The 26846-nt window shown below is 56.9% G+C and carries 29 protein-coding genes; 14 read left to right on the top strand and 15 right to left on the bottom strand.

Going from position 1 to position 26846, the window contains the following annotated elements:
* Nucleotides 1-3: 3 nt before the first annotated feature.
* The 4 genes from ABCR88_RS14505 (at nucleotide 4) to kefC (ending at nucleotide 3851) form a co-directional block, all read left to right on the top strand.
* On the top strand, nucleotides 4-1110 hold the full coding sequence (locus tag ABCR88_RS14505) for an alkene reductase (protein ID WP_069787675.1): 1107 nt from the start codon (nucleotides 4-6) through the stop codon (nucleotides 1108-1110).
* A 48-nt stretch (nucleotides 1111-1158) separates the two neighbouring features.
* Nucleotides 1159-1377: a 4-oxalocrotonate tautomerase family protein gene (locus tag ABCR88_RS14500; RefSeq protein ID WP_069787676.1), complete on the top strand. Its 219-nt coding sequence runs from the start codon at nucleotides 1159-1161 to the stop codon at nucleotides 1375-1377.
* A gap of 109 nt (nucleotides 1378-1486) precedes the next feature.
* Complete coding sequence (gene kefF / locus ABCR88_RS14495; RefSeq protein ID WP_069787677.1) at nucleotides 1487-2008, top strand: glutathione-regulated potassium-efflux system oxidoreductase KefF; 522 nt, start codon at nucleotides 1487-1489, stop codon at nucleotides 2006-2008.
* Nucleotide 2009: 1 nt separating this feature from the next.
* Nucleotides 2010-3851: a glutathione-regulated potassium-efflux system protein KefC gene (gene kefC / locus ABCR88_RS14490; RefSeq protein ID WP_236188179.1), complete on the top strand. Its 1842-nt coding sequence runs from the start codon at nucleotides 2010-2012 to the stop codon at nucleotides 3849-3851.
* Nucleotides 3852-3869: 18 nt separating this feature from the next.
* Here kefC and ABCR88_RS14485 read toward each other — a convergent pair whose 3' ends face one another.
* The 8 genes from ABCR88_RS14485 to ABCR88_RS14450 all read right to left on the bottom strand — a co-directional run bounded on the left by ABCR88_RS14485 (nucleotide 3870) and on the right by ABCR88_RS14450 (nucleotide 10225).
* Complete coding sequence (locus ABCR88_RS14485; RefSeq protein ID WP_179028428.1) at nucleotides 3870-4199, bottom strand: thioredoxin family protein; 330 nt, start codon at nucleotides 4197-4199, stop codon at nucleotides 3870-3872.
* Between the two features lie 63 nt (nucleotides 4200-4262).
* Nucleotides 4263-4961: a DsbA family oxidoreductase gene (locus ABCR88_RS14480; RefSeq protein ID WP_236188181.1), complete on the bottom strand. Its 699-nt coding sequence runs from the start codon at nucleotides 4959-4961 to the stop codon at nucleotides 4263-4265.
* 14 nt (nucleotides 4962-4975) lie between these two features.
* Complete coding sequence (locus ABCR88_RS14475) at nucleotides 4976-5554, bottom strand: TetR/AcrR family transcriptional regulator (protein ID WP_236188185.1); 579 nt, start codon at nucleotides 5552-5554, stop codon at nucleotides 4976-4978.
* Between the two features lie 101 nt (nucleotides 5555-5655).
* Nucleotides 5656-6429 carry an SDR family oxidoreductase gene (locus ABCR88_RS14470; RefSeq protein WP_236184469.1) on the bottom strand — a complete coding sequence of 258 codons (774 nt, stop codon included), beginning with the start codon at nucleotides 6427-6429 and terminating at the stop codon, nucleotides 5656-5658.
* 94 nt (nucleotides 6430-6523) lie between these two features.
* A complete protein-coding gene (locus ABCR88_RS14465; protein WP_069787683.1) occupies nucleotides 6524-7078 on the bottom strand; it encodes an OsmC family protein in 555 nt (184 codons plus the stop codon).
* Nucleotides 7079-7258: 180 nt separating this feature from the next.
* Nucleotides 7259-7834 carry a TetR/AcrR family transcriptional regulator gene (locus tag ABCR88_RS14460; RefSeq protein WP_069787684.1) on the bottom strand — a complete coding sequence of 192 codons (576 nt, stop codon included), beginning with the start codon at nucleotides 7832-7834 and terminating at the stop codon, nucleotides 7259-7261.
* A gap of 120 nt (nucleotides 7835-7954) precedes the next feature.
* Nucleotides 7955-8155: a YbdD/YjiX family protein gene (locus ABCR88_RS14455; protein ID WP_069787685.1), complete on the bottom strand. Its 201-nt coding sequence runs from the start codon at nucleotides 8153-8155 to the stop codon at nucleotides 7955-7957.
* Between the two features lie 12 nt (nucleotides 8156-8167).
* Nucleotides 8168-10225 (bottom strand): carbon starvation CstA family protein, encoded by a 2058-nt coding sequence (locus ABCR88_RS14450; RefSeq protein ID WP_236188187.1) that lies wholly within the window; start codon nucleotides 10223-10225, stop codon nucleotides 8168-8170.
* 157 nt (nucleotides 10226-10382) lie between these two features.
* Here ABCR88_RS14450 and ABCR88_RS14445 point away from each other — a divergent pair, with 157 nt between their 5' ends.
* On the top strand, nucleotides 10383-11750 hold the full coding sequence (locus ABCR88_RS14445) for a cache domain-containing protein (protein ID WP_236188194.1): 1368 nt from the start codon (nucleotides 10383-10385) through the stop codon (nucleotides 11748-11750).
* Between the two features lie 30 nt (nucleotides 11751-11780).
* On the top strand, nucleotides 11781-12422 hold the full coding sequence (locus ABCR88_RS14440) for a response regulator transcription factor (protein ID WP_236188196.1): 642 nt from the start codon (nucleotides 11781-11783) through the stop codon (nucleotides 12420-12422).
* A gap of 17 nt (nucleotides 12423-12439) precedes the next feature.
* Here the strand turns inward: ABCR88_RS14440 and ABCR88_RS14435 are convergent, their stop codons facing one another.
* Nucleotides 12440-13411, bottom strand: a complete 972-nt coding sequence (locus ABCR88_RS14435) for an AraC family transcriptional regulator (protein WP_236188426.1) — start codon at nucleotides 13409-13411, stop codon at nucleotides 12440-12442.
* Between the two features lie 244 nt (nucleotides 13412-13655).
* Between ABCR88_RS14435 and ABCR88_RS14430 the strand changes: the two genes are divergently transcribed.
* The 5 genes from ABCR88_RS14430 (at nucleotide 13656) to ABCR88_RS14410 (ending at nucleotide 19430) form a co-directional block, all read left to right on the top strand.
* Nucleotides 13656-14189 carry a 2,4'-dihydroxyacetophenone dioxygenase family protein gene (locus ABCR88_RS14430; protein WP_154973797.1) on the top strand — a complete coding sequence of 178 codons (534 nt, stop codon included), beginning with the start codon at nucleotides 13656-13658 and terminating at the stop codon, nucleotides 14187-14189.
* Between the two features lie 23 nt (nucleotides 14190-14212).
* Complete coding sequence (locus ABCR88_RS14425) at nucleotides 14213-15454, top strand: MFS transporter (protein WP_236188199.1); 1242 nt, start codon at nucleotides 14213-14215, stop codon at nucleotides 15452-15454.
* Nucleotides 15455-15515: 61 nt separating this feature from the next.
* Nucleotides 15516-16784, top strand: coding sequence for a carbohydrate porin (locus tag ABCR88_RS14420; protein ID WP_236188208.1), 1269 nt, complete (start codon nucleotides 15516-15518; stop codon nucleotides 16782-16784).
* Nucleotides 16785-16829: 45 nt separating this feature from the next.
* Nucleotides 16830-17561 carry an SDR family oxidoreductase gene (locus ABCR88_RS14415; protein ID WP_236184476.1) on the top strand — a complete coding sequence of 244 codons (732 nt, stop codon included), beginning with the start codon at nucleotides 16830-16832 and terminating at the stop codon, nucleotides 17559-17561.
* Nucleotides 17562-17801: 240 nt separating this feature from the next.
* Complete coding sequence (locus ABCR88_RS14410) at nucleotides 17802-19430, top strand: methyl-accepting chemotaxis protein (RefSeq protein ID WP_236188210.1); 1629 nt, start codon at nucleotides 17802-17804, stop codon at nucleotides 19428-19430.
* 56 nt (nucleotides 19431-19486) lie between these two features.
* Here ABCR88_RS14410 and ABCR88_RS14405 read toward each other — a convergent pair whose 3' ends face one another.
* Nucleotides 19487-20332 (bottom strand): fumarylacetoacetate hydrolase family protein, encoded by an 846-nt coding sequence (locus ABCR88_RS14405; RefSeq protein ID WP_236188211.1) that lies wholly within the window; start codon nucleotides 20330-20332, stop codon nucleotides 19487-19489.
* 173 nt (nucleotides 20333-20505) lie between these two features.
* Between ABCR88_RS14405 and ABCR88_RS14400 the strand changes: the two genes are divergently transcribed.
* From ABCR88_RS14400 to ABCR88_RS14390, 3 genes are all read left to right on the top strand, one after another.
* Entirely contained in the window at nucleotides 20506-21201 is a 696-nt protein-coding gene (locus ABCR88_RS14400) for an FCD domain-containing protein (protein ID WP_236188216.1), read from the top strand.
* 89 nt (nucleotides 21202-21290) lie between these two features.
* Complete coding sequence (locus tag ABCR88_RS14395) at nucleotides 21291-21839, top strand: YbhB/YbcL family Raf kinase inhibitor-like protein (protein WP_236188223.1); 549 nt, start codon at nucleotides 21291-21293, stop codon at nucleotides 21837-21839.
* The gene (locus tag ABCR88_RS14390; protein WP_236188225.1) at nucleotides 21839-22660 is read left to right on the top strand and encodes an AraC family transcriptional regulator; all 822 of its coding nucleotides are present in this window, start codon (nucleotides 21839-21841) and stop codon (nucleotides 22658-22660) included. Before ABCR88_RS14395 ends, ABCR88_RS14390 begins: the two co-directional genes overlap by 1 nt.
* Nucleotides 22661-22875: 215 nt before the next feature.
* On the opposite strand, the gene ABCR88_RS14385 is transcribed toward ABCR88_RS14390, so the two are convergent.
* From ABCR88_RS14385 to ABCR88_RS14365, 5 genes are all read right to left on the bottom strand, one after another.
* Nucleotides 22876-23268: an ACT domain-containing protein gene (locus ABCR88_RS14385; RefSeq protein WP_236184493.1), complete on the bottom strand. Its 393-nt coding sequence runs from the start codon at nucleotides 23266-23268 to the stop codon at nucleotides 22876-22878.
* A 69-nt stretch (nucleotides 23269-23337) separates the two neighbouring features.
* The gene (locus tag ABCR88_RS14380; RefSeq protein WP_152746382.1) at nucleotides 23338-24537 is read right to left on the bottom strand and encodes a M20 aminoacylase family protein; all 1200 of its coding nucleotides are present in this window, start codon (nucleotides 24535-24537) and stop codon (nucleotides 23338-23340) included.
* A 28-nt stretch (nucleotides 24538-24565) separates the two neighbouring features.
* Nucleotides 24566-25324 carry an ATP-binding cassette domain-containing protein gene (locus ABCR88_RS14375; protein ID WP_152746381.1) on the bottom strand — a complete coding sequence of 253 codons (759 nt, stop codon included), beginning with the start codon at nucleotides 25322-25324 and terminating at the stop codon, nucleotides 24566-24568.
* Nucleotides 25321-26085, bottom strand: coding sequence for a histidine ABC transporter permease HisM (hisM, locus tag ABCR88_RS14370; RefSeq protein WP_152746380.1), 765 nt, complete (start codon nucleotides 26083-26085; stop codon nucleotides 25321-25323). Before hisM ends, ABCR88_RS14375 begins: the two co-directional genes overlap by 4 nt.
* Nucleotides 26082-26771: an ABC transporter permease subunit gene (locus tag ABCR88_RS14365; protein ID WP_069787704.1), complete on the bottom strand. Its 690-nt coding sequence runs from the start codon at nucleotides 26769-26771 to the stop codon at nucleotides 26082-26084. The genes hisM and ABCR88_RS14365 overlap by 4 nt, the downstream gene beginning before the upstream one ends.
* Nucleotides 26772-26846: the final 75 nt, after the last annotated feature.

Here is a 26846-nt window from a genome sequence, read left to right as displayed (position 1 = left end):
ATCATGACTAAGCTGTTCACCCCTTACGATCTGTCCGGTACCGCGCTGAAAAACCGCGTGGTCATGGCGCCGATGACCCGTACCCGTACCCTGAACAACATCGCGAACGCGTTCACCGCGCAGTACTACGCACAACGCGCGTCCGCTGGCTTGCTCATCACAGAAGGCCTGCCGATTTCCGACGAGGCTCGCGGCTACCTGTACACCCCCGGGATTTATACCGAGGAACACCTGGCAGGCTGGCGCCCGGTAACTGACGCAGTGCATGCCAAGGGCGGGAAAATTTTCGCGCAACTGTGGCACGTTGGCCGTATGTCGCACATTTCGGTACATGGCATCGTTCCGGTTTCTTCGGGTACTCAGCCGGCGGTCGATACCACCGTGTACGCCTGGTCCACACCGGACCAAACCGGCCCGGTACAACCCAGCGTGCCGCGTGCGTTGGAAACCAACGAAGTGAAACGTGTCATCGCTGACTTTGTGAAGTCCGCACGTATCGCGATGGATGCCGGTTTCGACGGGATCGAAATCATGGCAGCTAATGGCTTTCTGTTCGATCAGTTCCTCAGCAGCGCTTTGAACACCCGTACCGACCAGTACGGCGGTTCAATTGCCAATCGCCAGCGTTTCCTGTTGGAAACCATTGACGCGATCGCTGCCGAAATTGGCGGCTCGAAAATTGGCGTACGTTTCTCCCCGTTTGGTCGCTTGTACGACTTCGGCGTCTACGAAGGCGAAGAAGAAACCTGGATGAGCATGGCGGCCGCGCTGAATGAACGCGAACTAGCGTTCGTTCACCTGAACTACCAGCCGACCATCGTCGCCGCGCAAACGCCACCGGGTTTCGGTGCCGCATTCCGTGAAGCGTATAAAGGTACCTTAATGGCCGCCGGCGGCTTTACCCAAACGCTCGCCGAGTCTGAATTGGCCAAGGGTGAGCTCGACCTGATCGCCTTCGGCACCGCCTACATTGCTAACCCGGATCTGGTAGAGCGGATGCAAAACGGCTGGCCATTGGCTGAACCTGATCGCGCGACGTTCTACGCTGTCGGCGATCAAGTAGCCAAAGGCTACACGGACTACCCTGAGTATGCCGCAGCCAACGCTTGATGGCTCATTGCATCACTTTTTTTCACCACAACCGTTAAGGAGCAGACCATGCCACTCGTTACCATCAAAGGTATTGAAGGCGTTTTTACCGACCAGCAAAAAGCTGAAGTCATTCAGAAAGTGACGGACGCCATGGTATCCGTAGAAGGTGAAAGCATGCGTGGCATCACCTGGGTCATCTTTGAGGAAGTCAAGAGCGGCGATTGGGGCATTGGCGGCAAACCCATTACAGCTGAAGAAGTACTGAAACTGCAAAAAGGTCAGTAAGGGGTCTCATCCCTTAATAAACGACTCCCGGGTCGTTGGGCGTTATCACGCCCAACGACCCGGGAGTTTTTGCGTTCTATATGAACACTGATTTATCGTGGAATATTCAATGATTCTGATCATTTATGCTCACCCGTACCCGGACAAATCCACGGTAAACGCGGCCATGCTCAAGCAGGCAGCCACTCATCCTGATGTCGTCATCCGCTCTCTCTACGCGCTTTATCCCGACTTCAACATCGACGTCGAGGCCGAACAGCGGGCGGTTGAAAAGGCTGACCTGGTAGTGCTGCAACATCCAATGTACTGGTACAGCTACCCTCCCCTGATGAAATTGTGGATCGATAATGTATTCACCCATGGCTGGGCCTACGGCAAACACGCCCATGCGCTTAAAGACAAACCTCTGTTGTGGGCAGTTACGACCGGCGGCGACGAGGATCACTTCGGCATCGGTGCCCATCCCGGTTTTTCTGTACTGGCTCAGCCACTGCAAGCTACGGCTATCTATTGCCATATGCGCTGGCTGGAGCCTGTGGTTTTCCATGGCGCGTATACCGCGGACCCAACTGCCCTGCACACACACCTCGAGCACTACAGCGCACGTCTGACCGCTGGCAAGGAAGATTGATATGGAAACTCACAGCCTGATTGAAATGCTCATTTACCTGGGTGCGGCGGCATTGATAGTACCGATTGCCGTGCGACTGGGGCTGGGCCCTGTGCTCGGCTACCTGATTGCCGGCTGCCTGATCGGCCCATGGGGGCTGAAGCTGGTAACGGATGTGAAGTCCATTTTGGAGTTTGCCGAAATCGGCGTCGTACTGATGCTTTTCATCATCGGCCTGGAACTTGATCCCAAACGGCTCTGGGCTATGCGCCGAATGGTATTCGGCGGCGGCGCCTTGCAAATGCTGGTCTGTGGCGCGGCGATTGCGGTGTTTTGCGTCGCATTGGGCCTGAACTGGACGGCAGCGCTGTTGGTCGGCTTGACGCTGAGCCTGTCGTCGACCGCAATCGCCATGCAAGCCATGAACGAACGCAACATGACCTCGACCGCCGTGGGCCGCAGCAGTTTTGCCGTGCTGCTGTTCCAGGACATCGCGGCCATTCCGCTGGTGGCAATGATTCCACTGCTGGCGGCACATGGCGGCACGCCGTCGGGTGCAGAACTGGCGATATCGGTCGCCAAAATCGTCGGGGCGATCGGCGCGGTCGTCGTGTTAGGCCAGTACGTTTCCCGCCCGGTGTTGCGCTTCGTGGCGCGCTCCGGATTGCGCGAAATCTTCAGCGCCGTGGCGCTGTTTCTGGTGTTCGGGTTCGGCTTTCTGCTGGAAGAAGCCGGTTTGTCGATGGCCATGGGCGCCTTTCTTGCCGGCGTGCTGTTGGCCAGCTCCGAATACCGGCACGCCCTGGAAAGCGACATCGAGCCGTTCAAGGGGCTACTGCTCGGCTTGTTCTTTATCGGCGTAGGTATGTCGATCGACTTCGGCACGCTGATCAATGCACCGCTGCTGGTCTTGACCCTGACCCTGGGCTTTATAATGATCAAGCTGCTGGTGATCAAACTGCTCGGGCGCTTCCTGAATGTTCCCGCTGACCAGCGCTCCTGGCAGGCGGTGTTTCTCGGCCAGGGCAGTGAATTTGCGTTCGTCGTGTTTGGCGCTGCAACGGTGGCCGGAATTCTGGTCGACCCGTGGGGGAAAAGCCTGACACTAGCTGTAGCCTTGTCCATGTGTGTCACGCCGTTGCTGATTCTGCTGCTTAACCGCCAGGAATCCTCCGGCAAACAGGCCGAAGGGGACGCCGACACGATCGACCAGAAAAATCCGCGGGTGATCATCGCCGGCTTCGGGCGATTCGGCCAGGTCGCCGGTCGCTTGCTGATGTCTTGCGGCTTTGAGGTAGTGGTGCTGGATCACGACCCCGACCATATCGAGACGCTGCGCAAATTCGGCGTCAAGGTGTTTTACGGGGATGCTACTCGTCTGGATTTATTGCATGCCGCCGGTGCTGACCAGGCGGTGGTGCTGATCAACGCCATCGACGATCAGGCCGACAACTTGAGACTGACCCAACTGGCCCAGGAGCACTTTCCTGACTTGAGGTTGGTGGTGCGCGCGCGCGACATGGGCCACATCATTACCTTGCGCCAGATGGGCATCGAGGCGGTCGAGCGGGAAACCTTCGAAAGTGCGCTGTCCTTGGGACGCAGGGCGCTGGAGTACCTGGGCATTGGGCGATACGAAGCCCGCGAGCGAGCGGATCGATTCCGTCGGCTGAATCTTGAGATGCTTGAGGACATGGCCGCACAACCGGTGGAGGATACCGAATACAAGTACGACGCCTACAAACGGGCCAACGCACTGTTGACGGAAATCTTCAACGAAGACCGCGCGCATCCCATCGTTAACTGGATCGGCGCCAATCCACACCCAAGCGATGAACAGGACCGCAAGGCAGATCAACCATAGCCCTGAGGGACAGCCGGGTCAGGCCGCCTCTTCCAGCTCTGCGAGAATCGCTTTTTTCATGGCGCCGATCGACCGGGATCCGGCCATGACTCGCAACAATCGACCCTCATGGAAAACCGCCAGGGATGGCACCGCGCGGATACCGTACATTTGCGCAATGGTCGGAGACACCGCCACATCGATCTTGCCAAACGCAGCCAACGCATGAAGTTTTTCTTCCAAGGCATGGAAGACTGGTTTCATTTCTTGGCAAGGCTTGCACCAGGACGCCGAAAACAGCACGACGCTACTGCCTTTGGCCACAAAGCGGGCGAATTGTGGGGCACTCAACTCAACGATACGGCTCATTTTGACCTCGTGTTTAAGGCGATGGGCAGGCGGTCGGTTTAAGGGCCGCATGACCATTGCCAATCAAATTTTGCAACCATCGATCCCGCAGACCTGGCCAATGAACGCGTCATCGTTGACTCCGGCCTTTGTCTGCATTTTATTCAGCGCCTCGAGAAACGCGGCCTCAGGCTGAGCCCCCGATAACGAGAACGCATTATTGAAGACAAACATCGGAACGCCTGAACCCAGTTGCGCGGCGATTTGCTCGTCCTCTTCCATCTCCACACGCAGCTCAACGGATGACTCCGCCAGTCGGAACGACTCATCCGATACACCGGCTGCCCGAGCAATGGCTTCCAGGCTGCCTTGATCAAACAGTGATTGCCCGTGAGTGGTGCTTTGCTCGTACAGCGCTTCCACCAGGTGTTTTTTCACATCGGCGTCTGTGACGGCCTTGACCAGTACGTGGGCCTGCGTGGTATCGCCAAACAGCATGGTGTCAAAGCGGTAGTCCAAGCCGTCGGCCCGACCATATTGACTCACCGTGCTGATCATCGCCTCAACCGAACTGGGATTACCAAGCTTGCGTTTAAGCGCCGCAATCATCGGCTCTGGCGCGTGGTTTGCCGCCAGGCGATACGCTCTGATGTTGATCTGTACCTGGTCTTTCTCGGCAAACTGATCAAGCGCTTTCTCGAATCGACGCTTGGCAATCCAGCACCAGGGGCACACATAATCAGACCAGATATCGACTACATATTTTTTCGAAGGGGTTTGCATCATTTATCCTGTATTCAAAGAAATTGAGACCCGGCCAGCGTGTCAAGCAAATGGTCGAAGCCAGCCAACGGGTCGGCTGATCGGCCCAATGTCCAGTTGATAAGGCTTGCGCCTTCCAACGTGCTCAGCAACATGAAGGCGTACACTTGCACAGGCTTGTTCAACGACCAGCTGTGCTGCTGAGCCGCGTCATTGAGCGTGCTTTGCAGCCAGTCAAGCTGGGATTCAAAGAAGTCCCGAGTCAGCCCTTGCAGCGACAATGGCAACGCCGCCATTTCTGCTGCCAGCGCACCGCATAGCGGTAACAGCCCGTCATTGGCGCTGATAACGAAAAGCCGGGAGAACGCACGCAGGCGCTGCAGCGGATCGGCATGTATGGCTTCGATTGATGCCAGAGTCTCATTGAAGCGAGCGATATAGTCCTTGATCAACTCCGCGCCCAGGCACTCCTTGGTCGGGAAGTGATGATGGATACTGGCTTTTCTGATGCCAATTTGCATCGCAAGATCGGCGTAGCTGAATGCTGAATAGCCTTTGGAACGCATATGCGTTTCTGCGGCATTGAGTAGCGCAGCTTTGGTCGTGATGGACATTTAAGACTCCTGTAGCCAGCCTTCAGCCGCCTTCACCGTTCATCGGTAAAGGCGTGAAACTCCCGCAATGGGAGCTTCACACGCTTTGCTTGCCGCTATGGTCAGGCACGAACGGCCATGATGCCGGCATCCACGTCCCAAATAGCACCCGTCACCCAGGACGTTTTGTCCGAGAGCAGGAACAGGATCGTGTTAGCGACATCTTCGGGAACACCGACGCGGCCCAGTGGGTGGAAATCGTTCAGCGACTTCATCGCCTCCGGGATCGCGTCCTTGTCCATGAACCCTTCGTAGATCGAGGTGTGGACGATGCCTGGCGAAACGGCGTTCACGCGGATACCCGAGTGAGCCAATTCAATTGCCAGGTTACGTGTCATCGCATGCAGACCCGCCTTGGCCATGGAGTAAGCGGAAGCCGGCGAATTTGCCAGTGCAGCCTGTGCGCCGATGGAGCCGACGTTGACGATGGCACCTTCGCGCTTGGCCGCAAGCATGTTCTTGACCACGGCCTGGGTGATGAAAAAGGTCGCACGGTTGATCGACAGGTACATGTCGTACTCGGCCTCATCGTGCTCGGTGAAAGCCTTAGGAATGAAGATCCCGGCTGAGTTCACCATCAGGCTGATATCGGTGTGGTTGGCGTTGATTTCCGAGCGAACTGCGTTCATGCCCGCTTCAGTCATCAGGTTAGCAACGATCACCGACACAGAGCCAAGCGGGCTCAGCTCTTTGCGGACGGCATCGGCCTTGTCTTGCTTGCTGCCGGTGAGTACCACGCTGCCGCCGGCCTTGAGCACCATGCGGGCCGTTTCCAAGCCCATGCCACTGGTGCCGCCAACGACCAACAGCTTCTTGCCTTTAAAAAAGTTGTTCATTTCAGACTCCGGTTATCCAGAACTATTTAGGGTCGGCACCAGGGCAGTTGGCCGCTGGTGCACACAAGGATTGAATCAATTTGCCGTGGGCGAATCAGCCCTCACGCACTTCCAGAGTAGGGACCATACGGATGGCTCGCGAGAAGTTGGCGTAGTTGACCGAGGTTTTCAGCACAACTTTGTGCAACTCTTCAACACGCTCACGGGAGGCGTCGGTGTGCAGGCGCACCACCACGCTCACTTCGTCGTAGCCTGGGTTGACGCTCTCGTCGATGCCCAGGAAGCCACGCAGATCGAGGGTGCCGTCTGTCTCGATTTCCAGGCTATGGATCTTGATGCCCATCATCGCGGCATTGGCGGCGTAACCGACTGACATGCAGGCGTTGAGAGCAGCCATCAGCAGTTCTTGCGGGTTTGGTGCAGAGTTCTGGCCGAGCAATTCGTTGGGCTCATCGGCGGCAATTTCAAAATTACGCGAGTGGGTCTCACCTGCCAGGCTGTAGCGGTTCACTTTGGCGACAGAACGCGTCTGGCCTTTCCACTCAGTCTTGACGTTGAAACTTGCATGGCGCTTGGTCGCATCCTCAGCTACACCTTGTGCAAACTGCTGGAGTGCGGCGACGTCGATACCGTTCAGGTTGTTGCTCATCTGCTTAATCCTCTCTGGATGGACCGGGCGTTTGGCCCGAAAGAGAAGCAACTCTACCAAGTAGTAGGTAGCTAATCAAGCTATTTTATAAAAACCCCATAAACCGCTCAAAAAATGCAAAAAAAACGCCTCGATTATTCGAGGCGTTTATGAGGTGACGGGCGTGCAATGCAATAGTTTTTAATGACGCATGGTGTCTGCACGTAGCCCATTCAAAATCAAATCGAACCCGGTGGACTGCTCATAAGCGTCGCTCATTGCCCAGGAAACAAAACTGCCCCCTTCCAATGTATTGAGGATGAGCCGAGCAACGTGCATTGCATTGAGCTCGGCCTTAATCTCCCCTCTCGCCTGGCCCAGCACGACATTGGCTTGAAGCCATTCAAGATGGATCTCGAAAAAGCCTCGGGTCATTTCCTTGAGCCTGACCGGTAATGCCAACAGCTCCGCAGCCAGTGCGCCGCACAACGGTAACAATCCGTTTTCACTGCTCTGGGCGAACATCTGGGCAAATGCGTTCAGGCGCTCGACAATTTCCGTGTTTTCGTCATTTACCTGCTCCAATTGTTTTTTGAAGCGAAACAGATAGCTCTCGACGATGGCAATCGCAAGGCCTTCCTTGGTGGGAAAATGGTGATGGATACTCGCCTTTTTAATGCCGATATCCTCAGCCAGGTCGGCGTAGCTGAAGGCTGCATAGCCCTTGGTACGCAACAGGATTTCGGCGCTGCTCAGAAGATCGGAACGTGTACTCATGATGAAGCATCCAGATTTTATCAATCGGCCATCATAAATCAGTCATCCCTGAGTTGACAGTGCACAGCCCTCATGCATAACGCCCGATGCAAGCATCGGGCGTTATGGGTTTACCTATTGTCAGCAACAGCGCGGCTGGCCGTTACCGCCGCCGTAGCGGGCTTGTTGGCGCTCCCGAAAGAACGTCTCGTAATCCATCAGCGGTTTGTGCGGGTGTTTGGTCTGCATGTGTTCCACATAAGTATCGTAATCAGGCATGCCGACCATCAGTCGTGCGGCCTGACCCAGATATTTACCCAGACGGCTCAGGTCATTGAACATCGCGCGCTCCCCTCATGCATCCGGCACTGGCTGATAAGGCGCTTCCCTGTCGGTGCGTTCCTTCGTGCCCCATGCAGCAATACCTACCTTGAGTGCAAAGAACAGGATACTGAACACCACCGCCAGGAACAGCGCGGTCAACGTCGCGTTGGTATAAGCGTTGTAGATCACGTGCTGCATCTGATCCAGGCTTTTAGCCGGTGCCAGTACCTGCCCATTGGCAACCGCATCGCTGTATTTTCTGGCCAGGGCCAGGAAGCCGATCGCGGGGTTGGCGTCGAACAACTTGATGAAGCCCGCCGTAGTGGTGCAGATCAGCAGCCACACCGCTGGCAGCATGGTCACCCAGATATAGCGTTGGCGCTTCATTTTGATCAGCACAACCGTCGCCAGCATCAGCGCGATACCCGCCAGCATTTGGTTGGAGATACCGAACAGCGGCCACAAGGTGTTGATGCCACCCAGTGGGTCGATCACACCTTGGTACAGCAGGTAACCCCACATCGCCACACAACCGGCCGTTGCGATCAGGTTAGCGGTCCAGGACTCGGTACGTTTGAGCGCCGGCACGAAGGAACCCAGCAGGTCTTGCAGCATAAAGCGACCGGCACGGGTGCCCGCGTCGACGGCGGTCAGGATGAACAGTGCTTCGAACAGGATCGCAAAGTGGTACCAGAACGCCATGGTGTTTTCACCCGGCAACAGTTGGTGAAGGATCTGCGCGATGCCAACAGCCAACGTCGGCGCGCCGCCGGCTCTGGCAAGAATCGTGGTTTCACCGATGTCATGGGCGACCGCCTGCAATGCTTCCGGCGTGATCGCAAAGCCCCAACTGCTAATGGTTTGCGCGACGGTTACCGCATCAGCACCCACGACGGCGGCCGGACTGTTCATGGCGAAATAAACGCCAGGCTCGATGACCGATGCCGCAACCATCGCCATGATCGCCACGAACGACTCCATCAACATGGCGCCGTAGCCGATGTAACGGGCGTGACCTTCGCTGGCAAGCAACTTGGGCGTGGTGCCCGAGGCAATCAGCGCATGAAAACCGGAGACCGCACCACACGCGATAGTGATAAACAGGAACGGGAACAGGCCGCCCTTCCAAACTGGGCCAGTACCATCGGTAAACTGCGTCAACGCTGGCATTTTCAAATCAGGCATCGTAACCAAGATGCCGATTGCCAACGCCACAATGGTGCCGATCTTCAGGAACGTCGACAGGTAGTCACGCGGCGCCAGGATCAACCACACCGGCAGCACTGCGGCAACGAAGCCGTAACCTATCAGCATCCAGGTAATTTGGATGCCGGTGAAGGTAAAGGCCTTGGCCCAGACCGGATCAGCGGCAATCTGCCCGCCCAGCCAGATTGAACCCAGCAGCAATGCCACGCCGATGACAGAGATTTCACCGATGCGACCCGGGCGGATATAGCGCATGTAGATGCCCATGAACATCGCAATTGGGATGGTCGCCATTACCGTGAAGATGCCCCAAGGGCTCTCGGCCAGGGCTTTGACCACGATCAGCGCCAGCACCGCGAGGATGATGATCATGATCAGGAAACAGCCGAACAGGGCGATGGTGCCGGGAATACGGCCCATTTCTTCACGTACCATGTCGCCTAGCGAACGGCCATTGCGACGTGTCGACATGAACAACACCATAAAGTCCTGCACCGCACCGGCCAGCACCACACCGGCGATCAGCCACAGCGTGCCGGGCAGATAACCCATCTGTGCCGCCAGTACCGGGCCCACCAATGGGCCTGCACCAGCAATTGCTGCAAAGTGGTGACCGAACAGTACGTGCTTATTGGTCGGCACGAAGTCCAGGCCATCGTTGTTCACCACGGCAGGGGTGGCGCGACCGGGATCGAGTTGCATCACCTTGTTGGCGATAAACAGGCTGTAGTAACGATAAGCAACCAGATAGATAGCGACTGCCGCGACGACGATCCACAGCGCGTTGATCGCTTCGCCGCGGCGCAAGGCCACGACACTCAGCGCAAACGCACCCAGGACAGCCACGGCAAACCAGGCGAGATGTTTAGCCAGACGGTTCATTGCGTGTCTCCTGTCACAGCCATTGAGCTGCGACGATAATTTTTATAATTGTGTCCGCTATGCGGCGGTGGCTAATATCCGCGCACACCGATAACAAATACATCCGCACTACTACGCAGGCGTCTACGTAGTTCTACTGAGACGCACGGGAGTCGCGATGCAACTCAAACATAAAATCGTCGCACTCGGGATACTGCCGTTAGTGTTGGCCATCGCGGTTATATGCGCACTGGTTATTTCCTTGAATAACCAGTTAGGTGACCAACAAGCGCGCCTGATTGAAGACAGCATCCTGGCCAGCAAACGCGCAGAACTGAAAAACTACGTCGCCATGGCGCAAAGTCTGATCGCACCGCTGTATAACGACGGCGAGGGCGACGAGCAGGCGCAGCGCCAAGTACTCGAAGAGCTGCGCAAGCTGAGCTTTGGTATCAACGGCTACTTCTTCGTTTACGACCGCGAAGGCCGCAGCCTGATGCATGCGCGTCAGTCGGAGTTAGTGGGGCAGTATCTGTGGGAGATGAAAGATCCGCACGGGCTGCCCGTCATCCAGGCTCTGTTCAAAAGCGCCCGATCCGGCGAAGGTTTTCAGCGTTACGCCTGGAACAAGCCCTCCTCCGGCCAGGTCACCGATAAGCTCGCCTATGTGGTCATGCTGGACCGCTGGGGCTGGATGCTCGGCACCGGCATTTATCTGGAGGACGTCGAGCGCGCCACTCAGCAAGCTCGCGATGAAGTGGCCCTGGGCATCCGCAAAACCATGCTGGCCATCGCCGCCGTAGCGTTGGTCGCGGTGCTGCTGGTATTCGCCAGCGGCATGACACTCAACGTCAGTGAACACCGCCTGGCCGACAAAAAGCTGCAACGCCTGAACAGGCGTATCGTCAGCCTGCAGGAAGAAGAGCGTGCCCGCGTTTCCCGCGAGTTGCACGACGGGATCAGTCAGCTTCTGGTCTCGATCAAATTCCAGTTTGAGCTGGCCGGGCATGTGCTTGAGGGGCCGGAGTCGAGCAAGGGGCTGGTGATTCTTAGGGAGGCTACGCAACGGCTGGGTAGCGCGATTGGCGAAGTGCGCAGCATCTCCCATGACCTGCGCTCGTCACTGCTCGATACCTTGGGGCTGCCGGCCGCCATCGGTCAGCTCGCCAGTGAGTTTGAACAACGCAGCGGTCTGAAGGTGAGTTGTCAGTGCCAAGGCATCGATTACCCAATGCCGAGCGGCACGACAGATTCGTTGTTTCGGATCCTGCAGGAAGGCTTGATGAATGTTGAGCGCCACGCTCACGCAGAGCATGTTTCTATCACGCTACTCGCGACGGATAAGGGATTGAGGTTGACGATTGTGGATGACGGCGTCGGGTTCAACGTTCTCCAAGTGCTACGCCGCCACAACGGCATTGGCCTGCGTAATATTCGCGAGCGCGCCGAACACTTGGAGGGACATCTGCAACTGACCTCAACGCCAGGCAAGACCATGTTGAACATACTGCTACCGATGGAAAAACCTGGCAAAGATGCCGTTTGATTTCCCCCACTCAACAGGAAGAACACGTCGATGAAGGTGCCAGGTCGCATACGTATTGGATTGGTCGACGACCATTCGCTGGTTCGCGACGGCATTAAATCGTTGCTGGCCATTGTGGATACCGTCGAGGTGATCGGTGAGGCCGAGAACGGTCACGAGGCGCTCCACATGGTCGAGCAGTTCCAGCCGGATCTGTTGCTGGTGGATATTGGCTTGAAGGATATGAACGGCCTTGAACTGACCCGTCGGCTCAAACAGCATTCGCCCTTTCTCAAGATCCTGATACTCAGCATGTACGATAATTTCGAGTACGTGAGTGAATCCATTCGCAGTGGTGCCAGTGGTTACGTACTGAAAAACTCCCCGTCCAGGGAAATCATCGCGGCCATTGAAGCCATCGCCAGTGACGGCACCTTTTACAGTGCGGACATCGCGCAAAAGCTCATCGCCGACAAGGACACCGACAAAGAACTGACACCTCGTGAGAGCGAGGTTTTGTACAAGATGGTTCAAGGCATGAACAACAAAGAGATGGCCCGCGACCTGGATATCAGCGTTCGCACCGTTGAAACCCATCGGCTCAGTATTCGTCGCAAACTCAACATCGACAAACCGGCAGCCCTGGCGAAATACGCACTGGATCACGGCCTCGTTTCGCGTAATCGAGAGTGACGGCCGAAGCGCAGACGCTATACGCCGACCGACGATGCGCGCACGTCGCTGGGCGTGCGTCCATAGTGCGCCTTGAACGCCCTGGCGAAATGCGCCTGGCTGGTGAACCCTTGGCGATAGGCGACTTCAGCAATGTCCAGTCCGCGGCTGTCCGTCTGGCTCAGCAGACGGAACGCTCCCTGTAAGCGCTTTTCCAGAATAAAACGATGGGGTTGTGTGTCTTCCAGCGCAAATAGCCTGGCCAGGTGTCGTGTGGAGACGCCGGTTTGAAGAGCCACCCGCTCACAACTCAATGCAGGATCGGACAGTTGCTCGAGGATGCATTGCTTGGCGACCAACAAGTAGGACGCACTGAGTGCGTTGATCCGGCGATTGCCCATCTGACCCGCAATGATAGTCCCCAGCAGTTCAAGGGCATCCTCTTGATAGCTGTCTGCCCCTTGGCTGAGCGGCTGCTCGAAAAAACCGCCGGTGCGCTCACTCAATGTCCTTAACAGTAAACGCTGTGTGCCGGTGTGGGCGCTGATCTTCACGGCGTGATCAAAGCGGCGCAGGCAGCGGGATGCAAACACGTCCTGGGGGATATCGAAGATAAACTTGTGCATCGAAGCGGAGAAGCCGAACAGGTAGGGCTTGTCGGTGCGATACACCATCATCTCGCCCGGCTCCAGCAGATGGCAGTTGCCGTTCTGAAAGAAAAACGACGCACTGCCCATGACCAGCGATACGAACACCGACTCTTTGGGCACGGTGCGAATCATTGAGCCATCACGCTCGATAACGTGTTGGTTACCGACAATATGGGCGACCCGGAGCCGGTCAAGGCTCAGGTTGTCTTCACGGGCGCTGAACCCGGTTTCACTGAAGGACGAACACTTCAGACCAACCAGTGTCGATGCGTTGTACTGCTCCCAGAATACCACGCGCTGATCCAGCGGAAGGTCATCGGTACTGGCACGTTGGGTATCAAGCAAGGCGGCGGATCGGATCATTTTTGTTATTCTCATTTTTATTGACTGCTCGGTCCCTCACCAGACGGATTCCGGGGCCTGCAGCGCCCCATTAACCGCCGACCCAGACATGCTGTCAATCCGTAGCCGATACAAAACCCCGGTAACCGATGAACTGAAAATATCCGTCCGATTCAGACAACAATGACGTCAGTTTCGATCAAACCGTAGAGTTCCTTTCACCCTAGAGTGCCCTCTGTATTCCAACAATCAGAGGCCCAACATGCCCGAATTAGCCCGCAACGAATTTTGGAAAGACCTGCAGCCGATCGCGAACTGCTTCAAGCCCGACGCCAAGCCTGAGGTTTACCTGCCAAATGCCGCCAGTGATGATTTGCGGCTCTACGTGCCCTTCACCGAGACCGTATCTTCACGCCCCTTGTGGATCTCCCCGAGCGAAAACCGCTGGTGCGACATCTTGATGTCCAGCCGCGCAGGCCTGGTCAATCGCCACTACCACCCGCACGAAGTGTTCGCCTATACGCTTTCAGGCAAGTGGGGCTACCTGGAACATGAGTGGACCGCCACGGCTGGCGACTTTGTTTATGAGACGCCCGGCGAGGGTCACACCTTGGTGGCCTATGAGCACGAAGAACCCATGCGCGTTTTCTTCATCGTCAAGGGGCCGCTGATCTGGCTCGACGAGCAAGGCGAGTCCACCGGCTACTTCGACGTGCACTCCTACATCGCCTTGTGCCGTGAACACTACGAAAAGGTCGGATTGGGCGCTGATGCAGTGGACCGTCTATTCCGTTAAATCCCGTGCTGCGGAGAACCGTCATGGCTCACAAAAATAATAAAGCCAGTTATGAAAATGTACTGCTCTGCGTGTTGTTCCTGACGTTTGGTTTTGTGTTTTTCGACCGTTTGGCCCTGTCCTTCCTGTTTCCGTACATGGCTAAAGACCTGCAACTGAGCAACAGCCACCTTGGCATGTTGTCTTCGGTGCTGGCCTTGGCCTGGGCGATTTCCGGCACGCTGGTCGGCGCGTGGTCAGATCGTCGGGGGGTGCGCAAGCCGCTGCTGATTGCGGCGGTCATCCTCTTTTCCCTGTGCTCGGCCCTCTCAGGATTGGTCTCGGGCTTCCTCAGCCTGTTGCTGTTTCGCGCCATCATGGGGTTGGCCGAGGGCCCCATACTGCCGTTGTCCCAGTCGATGATGGTCGAAGCATCATCGCCGCACCGACGGGGCCTGAACATGGGCTTGCTGCAAGGCTCGGCAGCGGGTCTGTTGGGCGCAGTGATCGGCCCTCCGGTGTTGATTGCCCTGGCCGAGGCTTATGGCTGGCGACATGCGTTCATTGTGTCGCTGCTGCCAGGATTGCTGATTGCATGGTTCATCTGGCGTTACGTGCGTCAGGATGAACCTCGTCAGGCTGCGATGAGTAACGTCAAACTCACCGGGCATCGGCTGGCACTGCTTAAAAGCCGCAACATCGTGCTGTGCACCTTGATCAGTTGCGTGTTTTTAACCTGGTTCGTGATCCTGATCTCCTTTACCCCGACGTTTCTGGTCAGCGTCCGCGGTTACAGCGCGCCGAGCATGGGCACGATCATGAGTTGCCTGGGTGCGGCATGGGTTGTGTGGGGGTTTGTGGTGCCCAGCATCTCCGACCGTCTCGGCCGCCGTCCGACGCTGGTGCTGTTCTCACTGGTTGCTGCCTGCTGCCCGATAGCCCTGCTATTTGCCCCATCGCCGATGATACTCGGCGTGCTGATGGTGCTCACCTTCACTGGGCTTGGCTGCTTCACGCTGTTCATGTCCACCATTCCGGCCGAAACCGTCCCGCGCGAGGTCATGGCTACGGCACTGGGCATGATCATGGGCATTGGCGAACTGGTGGGAGGGTTCGTGGCGCCGACCGTCGCCGGGTTCGCCGCCGATCAGTTCGGGTTGTCGATTGTGATGTGGATCTCCTGCGGCGGCGCCTTGCTGGCAGCAGGGCTGTCCCTGCTGCTCAAAGAAACCGCGCCTTCCGTGCTGCAACGCCGATCAATGCAAGCCTGCACACAGCGTGCGTGATCCAAGACCGCCACGCTGCTCCATTTGCTCATCACAACAACAATAAAATGAGTCCCCGACCATGCCCCCTACTCTTCGTTTGTGCGCGTTTTTGTTCCTGGTGTTTACCTATCCCCAAGCCTGGGCACTGGACCGAGAAGGTCCACTGGCCGGCCTGGGCGAGCATTTGGCCGACTATGGCATCCAGCCCCATGTGCAATTCACGAGCCTGTCGATGAAAAACCTCGACACCGGCCCGCGCCCCTACAGCTTCGGCAACAGCGGTGACCTGTACATCGGCGCAGACGTTAACCTCGCCACGCTCAGTGGCCTGGACGGCGCAGCCCTGCATTTCGAACAAACCGTCTTTATCCTCGATAACGGTACCGGCCAACCGACCGGGAACAAATGGCAAGGTGCCGTCGGCAGCTATTTTGGCGGTGCGCCCTTGCACAATGACATCGCCAGCAATCAGTTAAGCGTGTTGACCTACGAGCAAAAATGGCTCGACGGTCAGCTCGACCTGCACGTCGGACGGACCAATGGCCGACGGTACTTCTACATCTATAACTGCGAAACGGGCGTCACCTGCACCGACCCGATCCTGGACGCTTCAAGTGGCATGTTGCCGCCGCCCTTCGGCGCCTGGGGTGGCTACCTGAAGTATCAAGTGAACCCGCGTTTTTACGTGCACGCGGGTGCGTTCGAATCCAACCCGGTGGATTACCTGAAAAAGCGCAAAGGCCTGGACTTCAGCACTGACGACGCGAGTGGCACCAGCTTTCTGCTGGGCATTGGCAGCAAGCCGGGCGATGACACCACCCAGTACGAACTGAATGCGTACTTCAACTCGTCCAATCAGGTCGACCCATTGACGGGTGCCAGCGACCACGGCACGGCCGGCGGCTTCTTCAAGTTCCGCCAGACGCTATGGCGCGGCGGGCAGCAAGGCGTTCAGGTATTCGGCTCGCTGTCGGCGGCGGCTGACGATAAACAACCCTTCAGCCATTTCGCCGAAGCCGGGCTGACCTACCTTGCCCCCTTTGATCGGGCGCAGGACAAGCTCAATCTCAAAGCCAGCTACCTGCAAGTCAACGACCATCAGTTGCAGTTCCAACAACGCCTGCGCACGGCGGCCGGTGGCGATCCTGAATTGGGTGAGCGCAATGTCTACGCCGTGGAAGCCAACGGCCATTTTGCCTTGACCCGCAACCTGGCGATCGAACCGAGCATCCAGTACATCATCAACCCGGACAACTTCTACAACCCGGGCGCGACGCAATTGAGCAACAACGGTTTCGTGGTTGGCCTGCTGGTGGTGCTGGATGTGGGTTCGGTACTGGGTCTGTAAGCCGGTGCCTTGAATAAAACGTTTAACTGACTCCATGAGGTAACGATGACTATGTTCAGCAGCACTCTGTTTGAAGGCAAGGTCGCGCTCGTCAGCGGCGGGACGTCCGGGATTGGCCAAGCGACCGCCGAGTATCTGGCGCGGCATGGCGCCAGGGTCGTCGCTATCGGCTTGGGCGCCGACGCGACAATCGTCGCCGACGGGGTTGAGCTCGATCTTCGCGAAGTTAACGTCACCGACGATGATGCGCTCAAAGGCGTGATCCAAAGCCTGGACCGCCTGGATATTCTGGTACCGGCTGCGGGTGGCACACTGGGCGAAAAGGAGATGGAGTGGGACGCCTTCAACCAGGTGTTGTCGGTGCAACTCAACGCTGTCTACCGTCTTATCAACCTGGCGCATCCGTTGCTCGCCAGGCAAGGTGGTTCGATAATCAACATTGCATCGATGTTCTCTTATTTCGGCGGCGGCAAACTCGTGGCCTACTCAGCCGCCAAAGGAGCTGTCGTACAGATCACCAAATCGCTGGCCGAGGCGTACGCTCCGGATCACATTCGCGTCAACGCGGTAGCACCGGGCTGGATCATCACACCATTGCTGGCGAAAATCGATGATCAACCGAGGATTGACCGTCTACTGTCACGCACCCCTATGAAGCGATTTGGTAGTGCCGAAGAGGTCGCCAAGGTGATTGCGTTTTTAGCATCGGATGCGGCGTCGTTTGTAAATGGCGTGATTCTGCCCGTTGATGGGGGCTATCTCACCACGGCGATTTGAAGCTGACGACCAGTCAAAACGCGCCTACTCTGTCAGGCGCGTTTATTCTGTGTTTTAAAGATTAGACACGACCTTTCGCTCCCGAACTTTCGTTTTAAACATCACCCTATGCCCTACCCTCCTATCGATATCATCAACCAACTGAACGGTAGACTTTTTAACCCCCCCCAAAGCTCAAGTATTCCTATCTATCGTCGATACTAACTTCACGGATGGACACTCTCAACTTAAGGACATCGTATGCTCCTGCGAAAACTGAACCTCGCGCCCCGCTCAGCTCTGTGTTTCGGATTCTTCTGCCTGATAATCATCGCGATGGGATTACTCGCCTTAAGGCAAGCCGAGTTATTGAAGACCGCCGAAAAGTACGTTGAAACCAACGTCTTGCCCAGCGTAAAACTGCTGGGCCAACTAGACCGGGAATTCATAGCCATCAGAGGCAACAATGCTCGGGTGCGCAATCCGATCGAGCCTCAGGAGCGCAAGACCAAGGCGCTCAGCGACATCCAACAATCGCAGCAAGTCATCGATCAATACTTGCAGTCTTTAACAGCACTGATTGTCACGCCTCAAGGTCGCGAAGCGTTTGAACGCCTGCGTGAAACCAAAAGTGACTATTCAAAAGCACAGGATCAGTATCTCGCCGCCGTGGCCGCGCAGCAGTTGGAAACAGCCGTGTCTATCTCAAATGGGCTGATGAAAGATGCCGCCGATCGTGTCGAAGCATCACTGAACAATCTCATCAGCGTTAACGAAAACAAAGCCAAAAAAGCGGGCCGGGATGCTGATGATATTTATCAGCAAACCCAAATAATGGTAGGCGTTTTCTTGGTTGTTTCGGTGGCCGCTTCGTTACTCTTGGCTTGGCTTTACACCCGAAGTCTGACGGTGCCTATTAATGAATCTTTGGTGATTGCCCGCCGTATTGCTGCGAATGATCTGAGCCAAGTCTTCAATGCGATAGGTTCTGACGAGGCGGCACAACTGGTAAAAGCAATCGCCGCGATGCAGTCAAACTTACGTGATGCCCTGGCACTGATAGGGGATTCCTCCACCCAGTTAGCCGCGACCTCCGAAGAAATGCATGCCGTGACGGAGGGGGCTTCGCGGACCATTCAACGTCAAAATCATGAAATTGAAATGGCCGCCACCGCAGTCACTGAAATGAGCGCAGCCGTGGAAGAAGTAGCAGGCAATGCCGCGTCCACCTCCGAGCTGACCTCACAATCGAGCTCAGCCGCTATCGCAGGTCGTAACCAGGTTAACGAAACGGTCGCGGCCATCAACCTCATGGTCTCCAACGTCCAAAGCACCTCAGGTGAAGTGCAAGCCTTGGCAACCATGGCAACCGATATAAGCAAGGTGCTGGATGTCATCCGAGGGATTGCAGAGCAGACCAATTTATTGGCCTTGAATGCGGCCATTGAAGCTGCGCGTGCCGGCGAAGCCGGTCGTGGCTTTGCGGTCGTCGCTGATGAAGTCAGAGCCTTGGCCCATCGCACTCAAAAATCCACACAGGAAATTGAGCACATGGTCGATTCAATCCAGGCAGGCACAGGCAACGCGGTGACATCGATGAGTCAAACAAGCCTCCAAGCCAGGCAGACACTCGAAATGGCCAATAGAGCAGGTAAGGTGCTCGGCGAGATCACCGACTCGTTGAGTCAAATCAACGAGCGAAACCTGATGATTGCCACCGCGGCAGAGGAACAGGCCCAAGTCGCGCGCGAAGTGGATCGCAACCTCGTCAGTATTCGGGATTTGTCCAGCGAAGCATCGGAAGGATCAAGTCAGACGGCGATTGCCACCGCTGAGCTGACGAAGCTGGCTACCGATCTGAATCATTTAACCAAGCAGTTCACGCTCTAAGCATCCGCACGCCGATAGTCCCATCGACGTGCACGCCACGTACGTGAATATCGGGTTCAAACAGCCGACACGACCTTTTGCCGTTGTTCGCCGAGGCCGTCAATCCACAGGTGTATTTCATCACCCGGTGACAGCCATTGCGGCAGCGGCTTCATGCCCATCCCCACACCCGGTGGCGTACCCGTACAGATCACATCGCCCGGCTGCAATGTCATGTAACGGCTGCAATACGCCACGATTTGCGCAACGGAAAAAATCATGGTTTTCGAGTTCCCGGTCTGGCGTCGCTCACCATTGACCTCCAGCCACATGTCCAGATTTTGCGGGTCAGGTACCTCATCCCGCGTCACCAGCCAAGGCCCGACCGGGCCGAACGTGTCACAGCCTTTGCCCTTGTCCCATTGTGAGCTTTGCATCTGAAATGCCCGTTCCGACACATCGTTCACCACGCAATAGCCTGCAACGTAGTTCAGCGCCTCGGCTTCGGACACGTACTTGGCTTCACTGCCAATCACCACGCCCAGTTCCAGCTCCCAGTCCATTCGGGAAGCGTCACGCGGTTGCAGGATGTCATCATCAGGGCCGTTCAGGCAGCTGATCGCCTTATGAAAGATGATCGGCTCGACAGGAATCGACATGCCAGCCTCTTCGGCATGATCGCGATAATTAAGGCCGATTGCGATGAATTTGCGCACCTGGGCGACAGGGACGCCATAACGAATCCCCTCCTCGACCAGCGGTAACTGTGCGACATCAAGCTTCGACAATTCAGCCAGCGCCGACGGCGCAAGCACCGTCGCATTGATGTCGGTGACATGTGCAGAAAGATCGCGCACGCGGCCTGCTGCATCTATCACACCAGGGCGCTCCTGCCCCTGCGGCCCAAAACGACACAGCTTCATACCTACCTCGAATGTTGTCTATTAACTCAGGTAAAGCCACGAAATCGCGGGCGATATTCAGGCTAAGGAAGCCGGCGCGACAGAGATCAGGCAGGCCCGTTTGAACAAATTTATCCTATGGCATAAAATATATTTCCTGCAACATAATATATTTTCATTAAAGGAATTCTTCCATGCTTGAACGCTCCGCTCAAAGCCTCACCCAGGCCACCTATGAGCGTCTGCGCAAAGATGTCTTATCCTGCGTTTTGCGCCCCGGAGACCGAGTCAACCTGAAGGCTTTGGCCGAGCGCTACCAGGCTAGCGCCGGAGCAGTGAGGGAAGCTTTGTCACGACTGGTCGCCGAAGACTTGGTGTTGGCAGAGCCACAAAAAGGCTTTCGCATTTGTGCCATTTCGCTGGCCGATCTGAATGACCTCACATTGGCCCGCATTGAGATAGAAACGAGCTGCCTGCGCCATTCTCTGGAACACAGCAATCTTGCCTGGGAGGCGACATTGGTCTCGGCTCATCACCGCCTTTCACGGCTTGAAGAGCCCCACGATGGCGATCACGCTGATGCTTGGACGTCAGCGCATGTGGCGTTTCATGAGGCCCTGGTTGGTGCTTGCCCGAACACCTGGCTCTTGCGAATTCGCTCGATGTTGTTCGAGCAGACGGCGCGCTACCGCGCAATGTCAATCGCCATCGCTGCCGAACAAAGGGATATCGGTCATGAACACCAAGCGCTATTCGAGGCGGCTCTGGCCAAAGATGCCTCCAAGGCCAGCGAACTGCTGAAGCAACACATCCAGACCACCTCTGCCCTACTGATTGAAGGCCTGCGCGTCACTCCCGAAATGACGGGGCGTTCGACTCAGTCAAATTGACTGGATGGCGATGAAAATCGAGCGATAGCAAACAGTCTTAGTGCCGCTTGCGCCCCACACTCTCCTCTCCAACCCAAGAGGAAATCGGTATGCATAAATCATTGTTAGCCGCAGGCGTTCTAGCGCTGTCGCTGATCGCAACTGGCGCACACGCTCAAACGTTCGCAGTACAAAGCACCAGCATCCTGGATGGGCATTTTCAACAACGCCAATTCGCCAACGTATTCGGCTGCAGCGGCAAGAATCTCTCCCCGCAATTGTCCTGGAGCGGTGCCCCGCAAGGTACCAAAAGCTTTGTCGTGACGATGTACGATCCCGACGCGCCAACCGGGTCCGGCTGGTGGCACTGGGTGTTGGCGAACGTACCTGCAACGGTCAGTGAGTTGAAGGAAGGCGCGGGTAGCGCAGGCGGCAAATTGCCCGCAGGTACACTGCAGATTCGCGGTGACAGTGGTATGCCAGGCTATCTCGGCGCCTGCCCTCCAGCAGGGCAGACGCACAATTACGTGGTCACCGTATACGCTATGAACGTCGATAAGGTGACATTGCCGCCGGCCGTCACACCCGCAATGCTGGGTTTCATGCTGCCCGGCAGTTCGCTTGGCAAAGCCACGCTCACGGCACAAGGCGGCCGCTGATGTCACCGACAAACGCTTACGACGCGCTGCGCATCACTCATCGGCCTGGCGTCGGTACGGCAGGCATCGTACTTCAGCAGGAAAACCTGGAGTTCAAGCGTTTGTATATTGAGAACCCCCTCTTGATCTACGTGGAGCGGGGTTCTAAAAGCGTGCGGTGGGCGGGTGGCGAGTACGTCATCCAGCCAGGAGAAGCGATTGCGGTGGCGGGTGGCCAATCCCTGGATATCACCAACAGGTTGGCGCAGGACGGCAGCTACCGAGCCCACTGGCTGGTGTGGGACGAGACGTTGATCGAAGCCACCGCCGAAGCCGATGCGCATTTGGCGGTCATTCAATACGCCCAGCCCATTACCCGCGATACGGTGCATTTTTCCGCAGCGTTTCAACGTGCGATTGAGGCAATAGAAGACAGCACACTGCCGAGCCTTATCGCCCGGCACCGACTACACGAACTGTTGGCGTGGATTGGCGTGAATGGCGGACGACTCGAACAGTCACGGCTGCCAACAATGGCGATTAAAGTAAGACGGCTCATCGCCAGCGACCTGGCTAACGACTGGAGCGCTCACGCTGTTGCGTCAGCGTTTGCACTCAGCGAGGCCACGCTGCGGCGCAGGCTGGCAGAAGAAGGCACGACGTTCAGCAGCTTATTGATCGATGCACGCATGACCTTCGCCCTGCAGCTGCTGCAATCTTCCGCCCAGACGGTCATGCAAATAGCACTGTGCGTGGGCTATCAGACGCCCTCGCAATTTGCTGTGCGCTTCCGTGACCGATTCGGCTTTGCACCCACGGCGGTTCGGGGTCATCGACGCTAATTGAGCAGATGAACACTCCGATCCCTAAAGACCTTTTCAGCGGCGGCCAAGATCAGCGCATCGACTATATTCCGGCTGGGTTGTAAGCCGACTAACATCCAGAGTTATTGATGATCCAGCATCTGCTCATGCTGCTCCAATAACTGGAGCGCTACGCGCCCGCCGGCTGAATGGCCGTATCGTTATCAAGCCTTTCGCCAGCCCGGTCGGCCTGTTTAGCCGAGAATTTGATGACCCGCCTCGTTGAGCACGGCAAGCCCCTGCGCGAATCGGTCGGCTTTGAGCAGCAGGAAGTCGCCATCAAACGTCGACACGACAAATACACCGAAACCGGCTTCGGTGAGAGGACGCACGACTGACAGCACAATACCGGTCTCATCAAACGCGAAGGGGCCGACAAACTGCATGCAATTCCAGTCACGGTCGATTTTGACGCCCTCGGGCACGCGGCTCTGATGGCAGACGATGGACAGTTCATCGGCGGAGCGCGCGATGTTGACGAACCCGTCACCGTCGGCCCAGGCGGGGATCGGATCTTTGCTGTCCAGCCGGGAAATCGAGTAAAGCTCGGGCAGGACTTTCAGGCGAATGCTTTTGACCAGTTTCATAAAATCTCCAGATAGATAAGGTTTAGTGCTGATTTGGGCGACGCTGCAGCTTGATCGCCGCCAAGGTTTTCAGGGACCCACCGGCAACCAGGTTTCAGCCAGGCGAACCCAATACGTCGCGCCGACCGGTAAAATAGTGTCGTTGAAATCAAAGCTCGCATTGTGCAGAACACACGGCCCCGGGCCGTGGCCGATACCGCGATGCGCGCCCTCGCCGTTGCCGATGAACACATAACAACCGGGCGTATGTTCGAGCATGTGGGCGAAGTCTTCGGCAGCCATCGTCGGCTTGCCGTCGGTAATGACATGCCCTTCTCCGACCAGCTTGCGTAATACCTCGATGCACACCTGTGTCTCACCGGGGTGATTGATCAGGGGCGGATAATCCGAGTTCAACACGGTTTCCACACGGCAGCCGAACGCCTGCCCGACACTGTCGGCGATCTCCCGCATGCGCCTCTCGATCAAGTGCATGGCCTCGCGGGAAAAAGCTCTGAACGTACCGCCCAGCCAGGCTTCATCGGGAACCACGGTAAGGCTTTCCTGGCTTCCCGCCTGCAGGTGCGTCACTGAAATAACCGCAGGATCCTGGGTATCCAGATTGCGCGTAATGATGCTCTGCAAAGCCTGCGCAATGTGCATTAACGGCTGCAAAGGGTCAATGCACTGATGTGGCAACGCAGCGTGACCGCCTTTGCCGATCAGCTTCATACGAAACTCAGTGTCAGACGCCATCATCGCGCCCGCATGCACCGCAAACTGTCCGGCCGCCAGCCCGGGCCAATTATGCATTCCGAATACCGCCTGCATGGGGAACAGTTCGAAAAGGCCGTCTTCGATCATGCGCCGGGCCCCGGCGTCACTTTCCTCGGCAGGCTGAAAAATGAAATACAGCGTGCCGTCCAGTTGGCGGGTGCGTGCAAGTTCGTATGCCGCCGCCAACAACATTGCGCAATGCCCATCATGGCCGCAGGCGTGCATTTTTCCGGGGTGGGCGGAAGCATGCTCGAATCGGTTGAGTTCCTGTACCGGCAGCGCGTCCATGTCCGCGCGCAAACCGATAGTCTTGGGGCTCGTGCCGCAGCGCAAAATACCCACCACGCCCGTACCCGCAAGCCCGCGGTGCACAGTCAGCCCCCACGACTCAAGTGCACGGGCGATGAGGTCGGCAGTCCTGTGCTCCTCGAAGGCCAACTCCGGGTGCCGATGAATATCACGCCTCAGGGCGTAAATCGCTTCAGGTACGTTGATCCAGTGTGTGTTGCTCATGGCGCCACTCCGGTCGCTGGATCAGCGATCACTTGAGGTCCAACGCCAGAAACTGGCGCAGCCGGTCGCTTTGCGGGTTATCGAACACCTGCTCGGGCTTGCCCTGTTCTTCAATCTTGCCGCCATGCAAAAACACCACCTGGGTGGAGGCGTGTCGGGCAAAGCCCATTTCGTGGGTGACGACAATCATCGTGCGGCCCTCCTGCGCCAGCTCCTGCATGATTTTCAGCACTTCGCCCACCAGTTCGGGGTCGAGGGCAGAGGTCGGCTCGTCGAACAACATGACCTCCGGCTCTACGGCCAGCGCGCGCGCGATCGCAACACGTTGCTGTTGCCCGCCGGAAAGATGGGCCGGGTAACTGTCGTGGAAACGCGCACCCAGTCCGACTTTCTCCAGATACCCGATCGCGCGGACTCGTGCCTCTTCCTTGCTGACGTTGAGCGCGTGCACGGGCGCCATGCTGACATTTTCCAGCACCGTCATATGCGCCCAGAGGTTAAAGTGCTGAAACACCATTGCCAGCCGTGTACGCAGCGCCTGCAGTGCACGGCGCTCCGGGCGCAAGGGCTTGCCTGCACCCAGATCGATCGTCAGATTGTCCAGGCTGACACGGCCGCAGTCCGGCTGTTCGAGAAAATTGATACAACGCAAAAAGGTACTTTTACCCGAGCCGCTGGAGCCGATGATGCTGATCACTTCGCCGCGCTTGGCGCTCAAGGAAACCCCGTGCAGGACTTTATGATTGCCATAGGATTTGTGGATGTTTTCAACGGTAAGGGCATTCATACCAGGCGGCCTTCTTTTATCGTAGGAACGGGGTGCTCAAGGGTGTTTTTCGCTACGCGTGGCTTCAGGTGCCTTAGCCAACGTTTTTCGGCACGATTGAAGCTGGCGATGATGCAGAAGGAAATCATCAGATAGAGCAAGGACGCCAGACCGTAGGTGCTGAACGTCGCATAGGTTTCAGCGTTGACGTCGCGAGCCACTTTGAGGATGTCCGGCACGGTGGCGGTGAACGCAAGCGTGGTGCCGTGGAGCATGAAGATTACTTCGTTACTGTAGGCGGGCAGCGCTCGACGCAGTGCGCTGGGCAGTATCACTTTGAGATTGAGTACCGTAGCACTCAAGCCAAACGCCCTGCCCGCCTCCACTTCTCCGCGATTGCTGGCACGAATCGAACCGACCAGGATCTCGGTCATATAGGCGCACTCGTTGAGTACGAAAGCAAACAGGGTGCAGCAATAAGCATCGCGGAAAAAACTATTGAGCAACGCCGTGTTTTGGATGAACGAGAGGCTGTACAAACCGCTGTATATAATCAGCAACTGCACGTAGAGCGGCGTCGTGCGGAATGTGTAGGTGTACAGCCAGATCACGGCGCTCAGTGAGCGCGAAGAAGATACGCGCCCCAGTGCCAGTGGAATCGACAACACAAAGCCGCCCAGCGTCGCGACGATCAACAGCAACAGCGTGACGACTACCCCGCTCCACTGCTGCCCATCGGTCCAAAGAAAGCTCTGCCAATAGGTCTGCAAGAGATCGATCATAGCTCTGCCTCGCGTACCCAAGCTGCCGAACGGTGCTTGAGCCAATACAACAGCAGGCTGGAAAACCCCGACAGACAAAAATAAACCGCGCCGGCCAGTACCATGAACATCAGGGTGTTGTGTGTGCTACGACCGGCCTCTTGCGCCGCCATGACCAGATCGCTGAGCCCGATGATCGACACCAGCGCAGTGGCCTTGACGAGTACCTGCCAGTTGTTACTGATGCCAGGCAAGGCAAATCGGATCAACTGCGGCAGCACGACCTTCTGGAACGTTTTGCGGGCTGAGAGACCATAGGCTCTGGCGGCTTCCGCTTGCCCCGGATCGATAGCCAGAAACGCGCCGCGAAACGTTTCGGCGAAGTAGGCCCCGTAGATAAAACCCAACGTCATGACGCCCGCCACGAAGGGGTCAATTTCAAATCGACCGAGCGAGAGCTTATCGGTGAGCTGATTCACGCCGATCTGGATGGTGTAGAAGATCAGCAGCATCAATGCCAGGTCCGGAATGCCTCGGATCAATGTGGTGTAGCACTGCGCAGGCAGCGTCAGCCAGAGCGTTCCCGACAGCTTGGCCAACGCGGTGATCAGCCCCAGAAACAAGGCCAGCAACAGCGCCACCAACGCCAGTTCGACCGTACTCAAGGCACCTTTGGCAATCAAGGGTAAATATTCAAGCCATTGCATGGCGCATCACTCGCAATAGGTGGACGTACAGAAGCCGCGCGGTACCGGTCATGACAGCGACACGCGGTCATGACC

Origin of the sequence: Pseudomonas sp. W17 (assembly GCF_040268305.1) — a bacterium.
GTDB classification, from domain to species: Bacteria; Pseudomonadota; Gammaproteobacteria; order Pseudomonadales; family Pseudomonadaceae; genus Aquipseudomonas; species Aquipseudomonas protegens.
The sequence above is the reverse complement of the archived record's forward strand: the minus strand, read 5'-3'. Positions and strand labels throughout refer to the sequence as shown.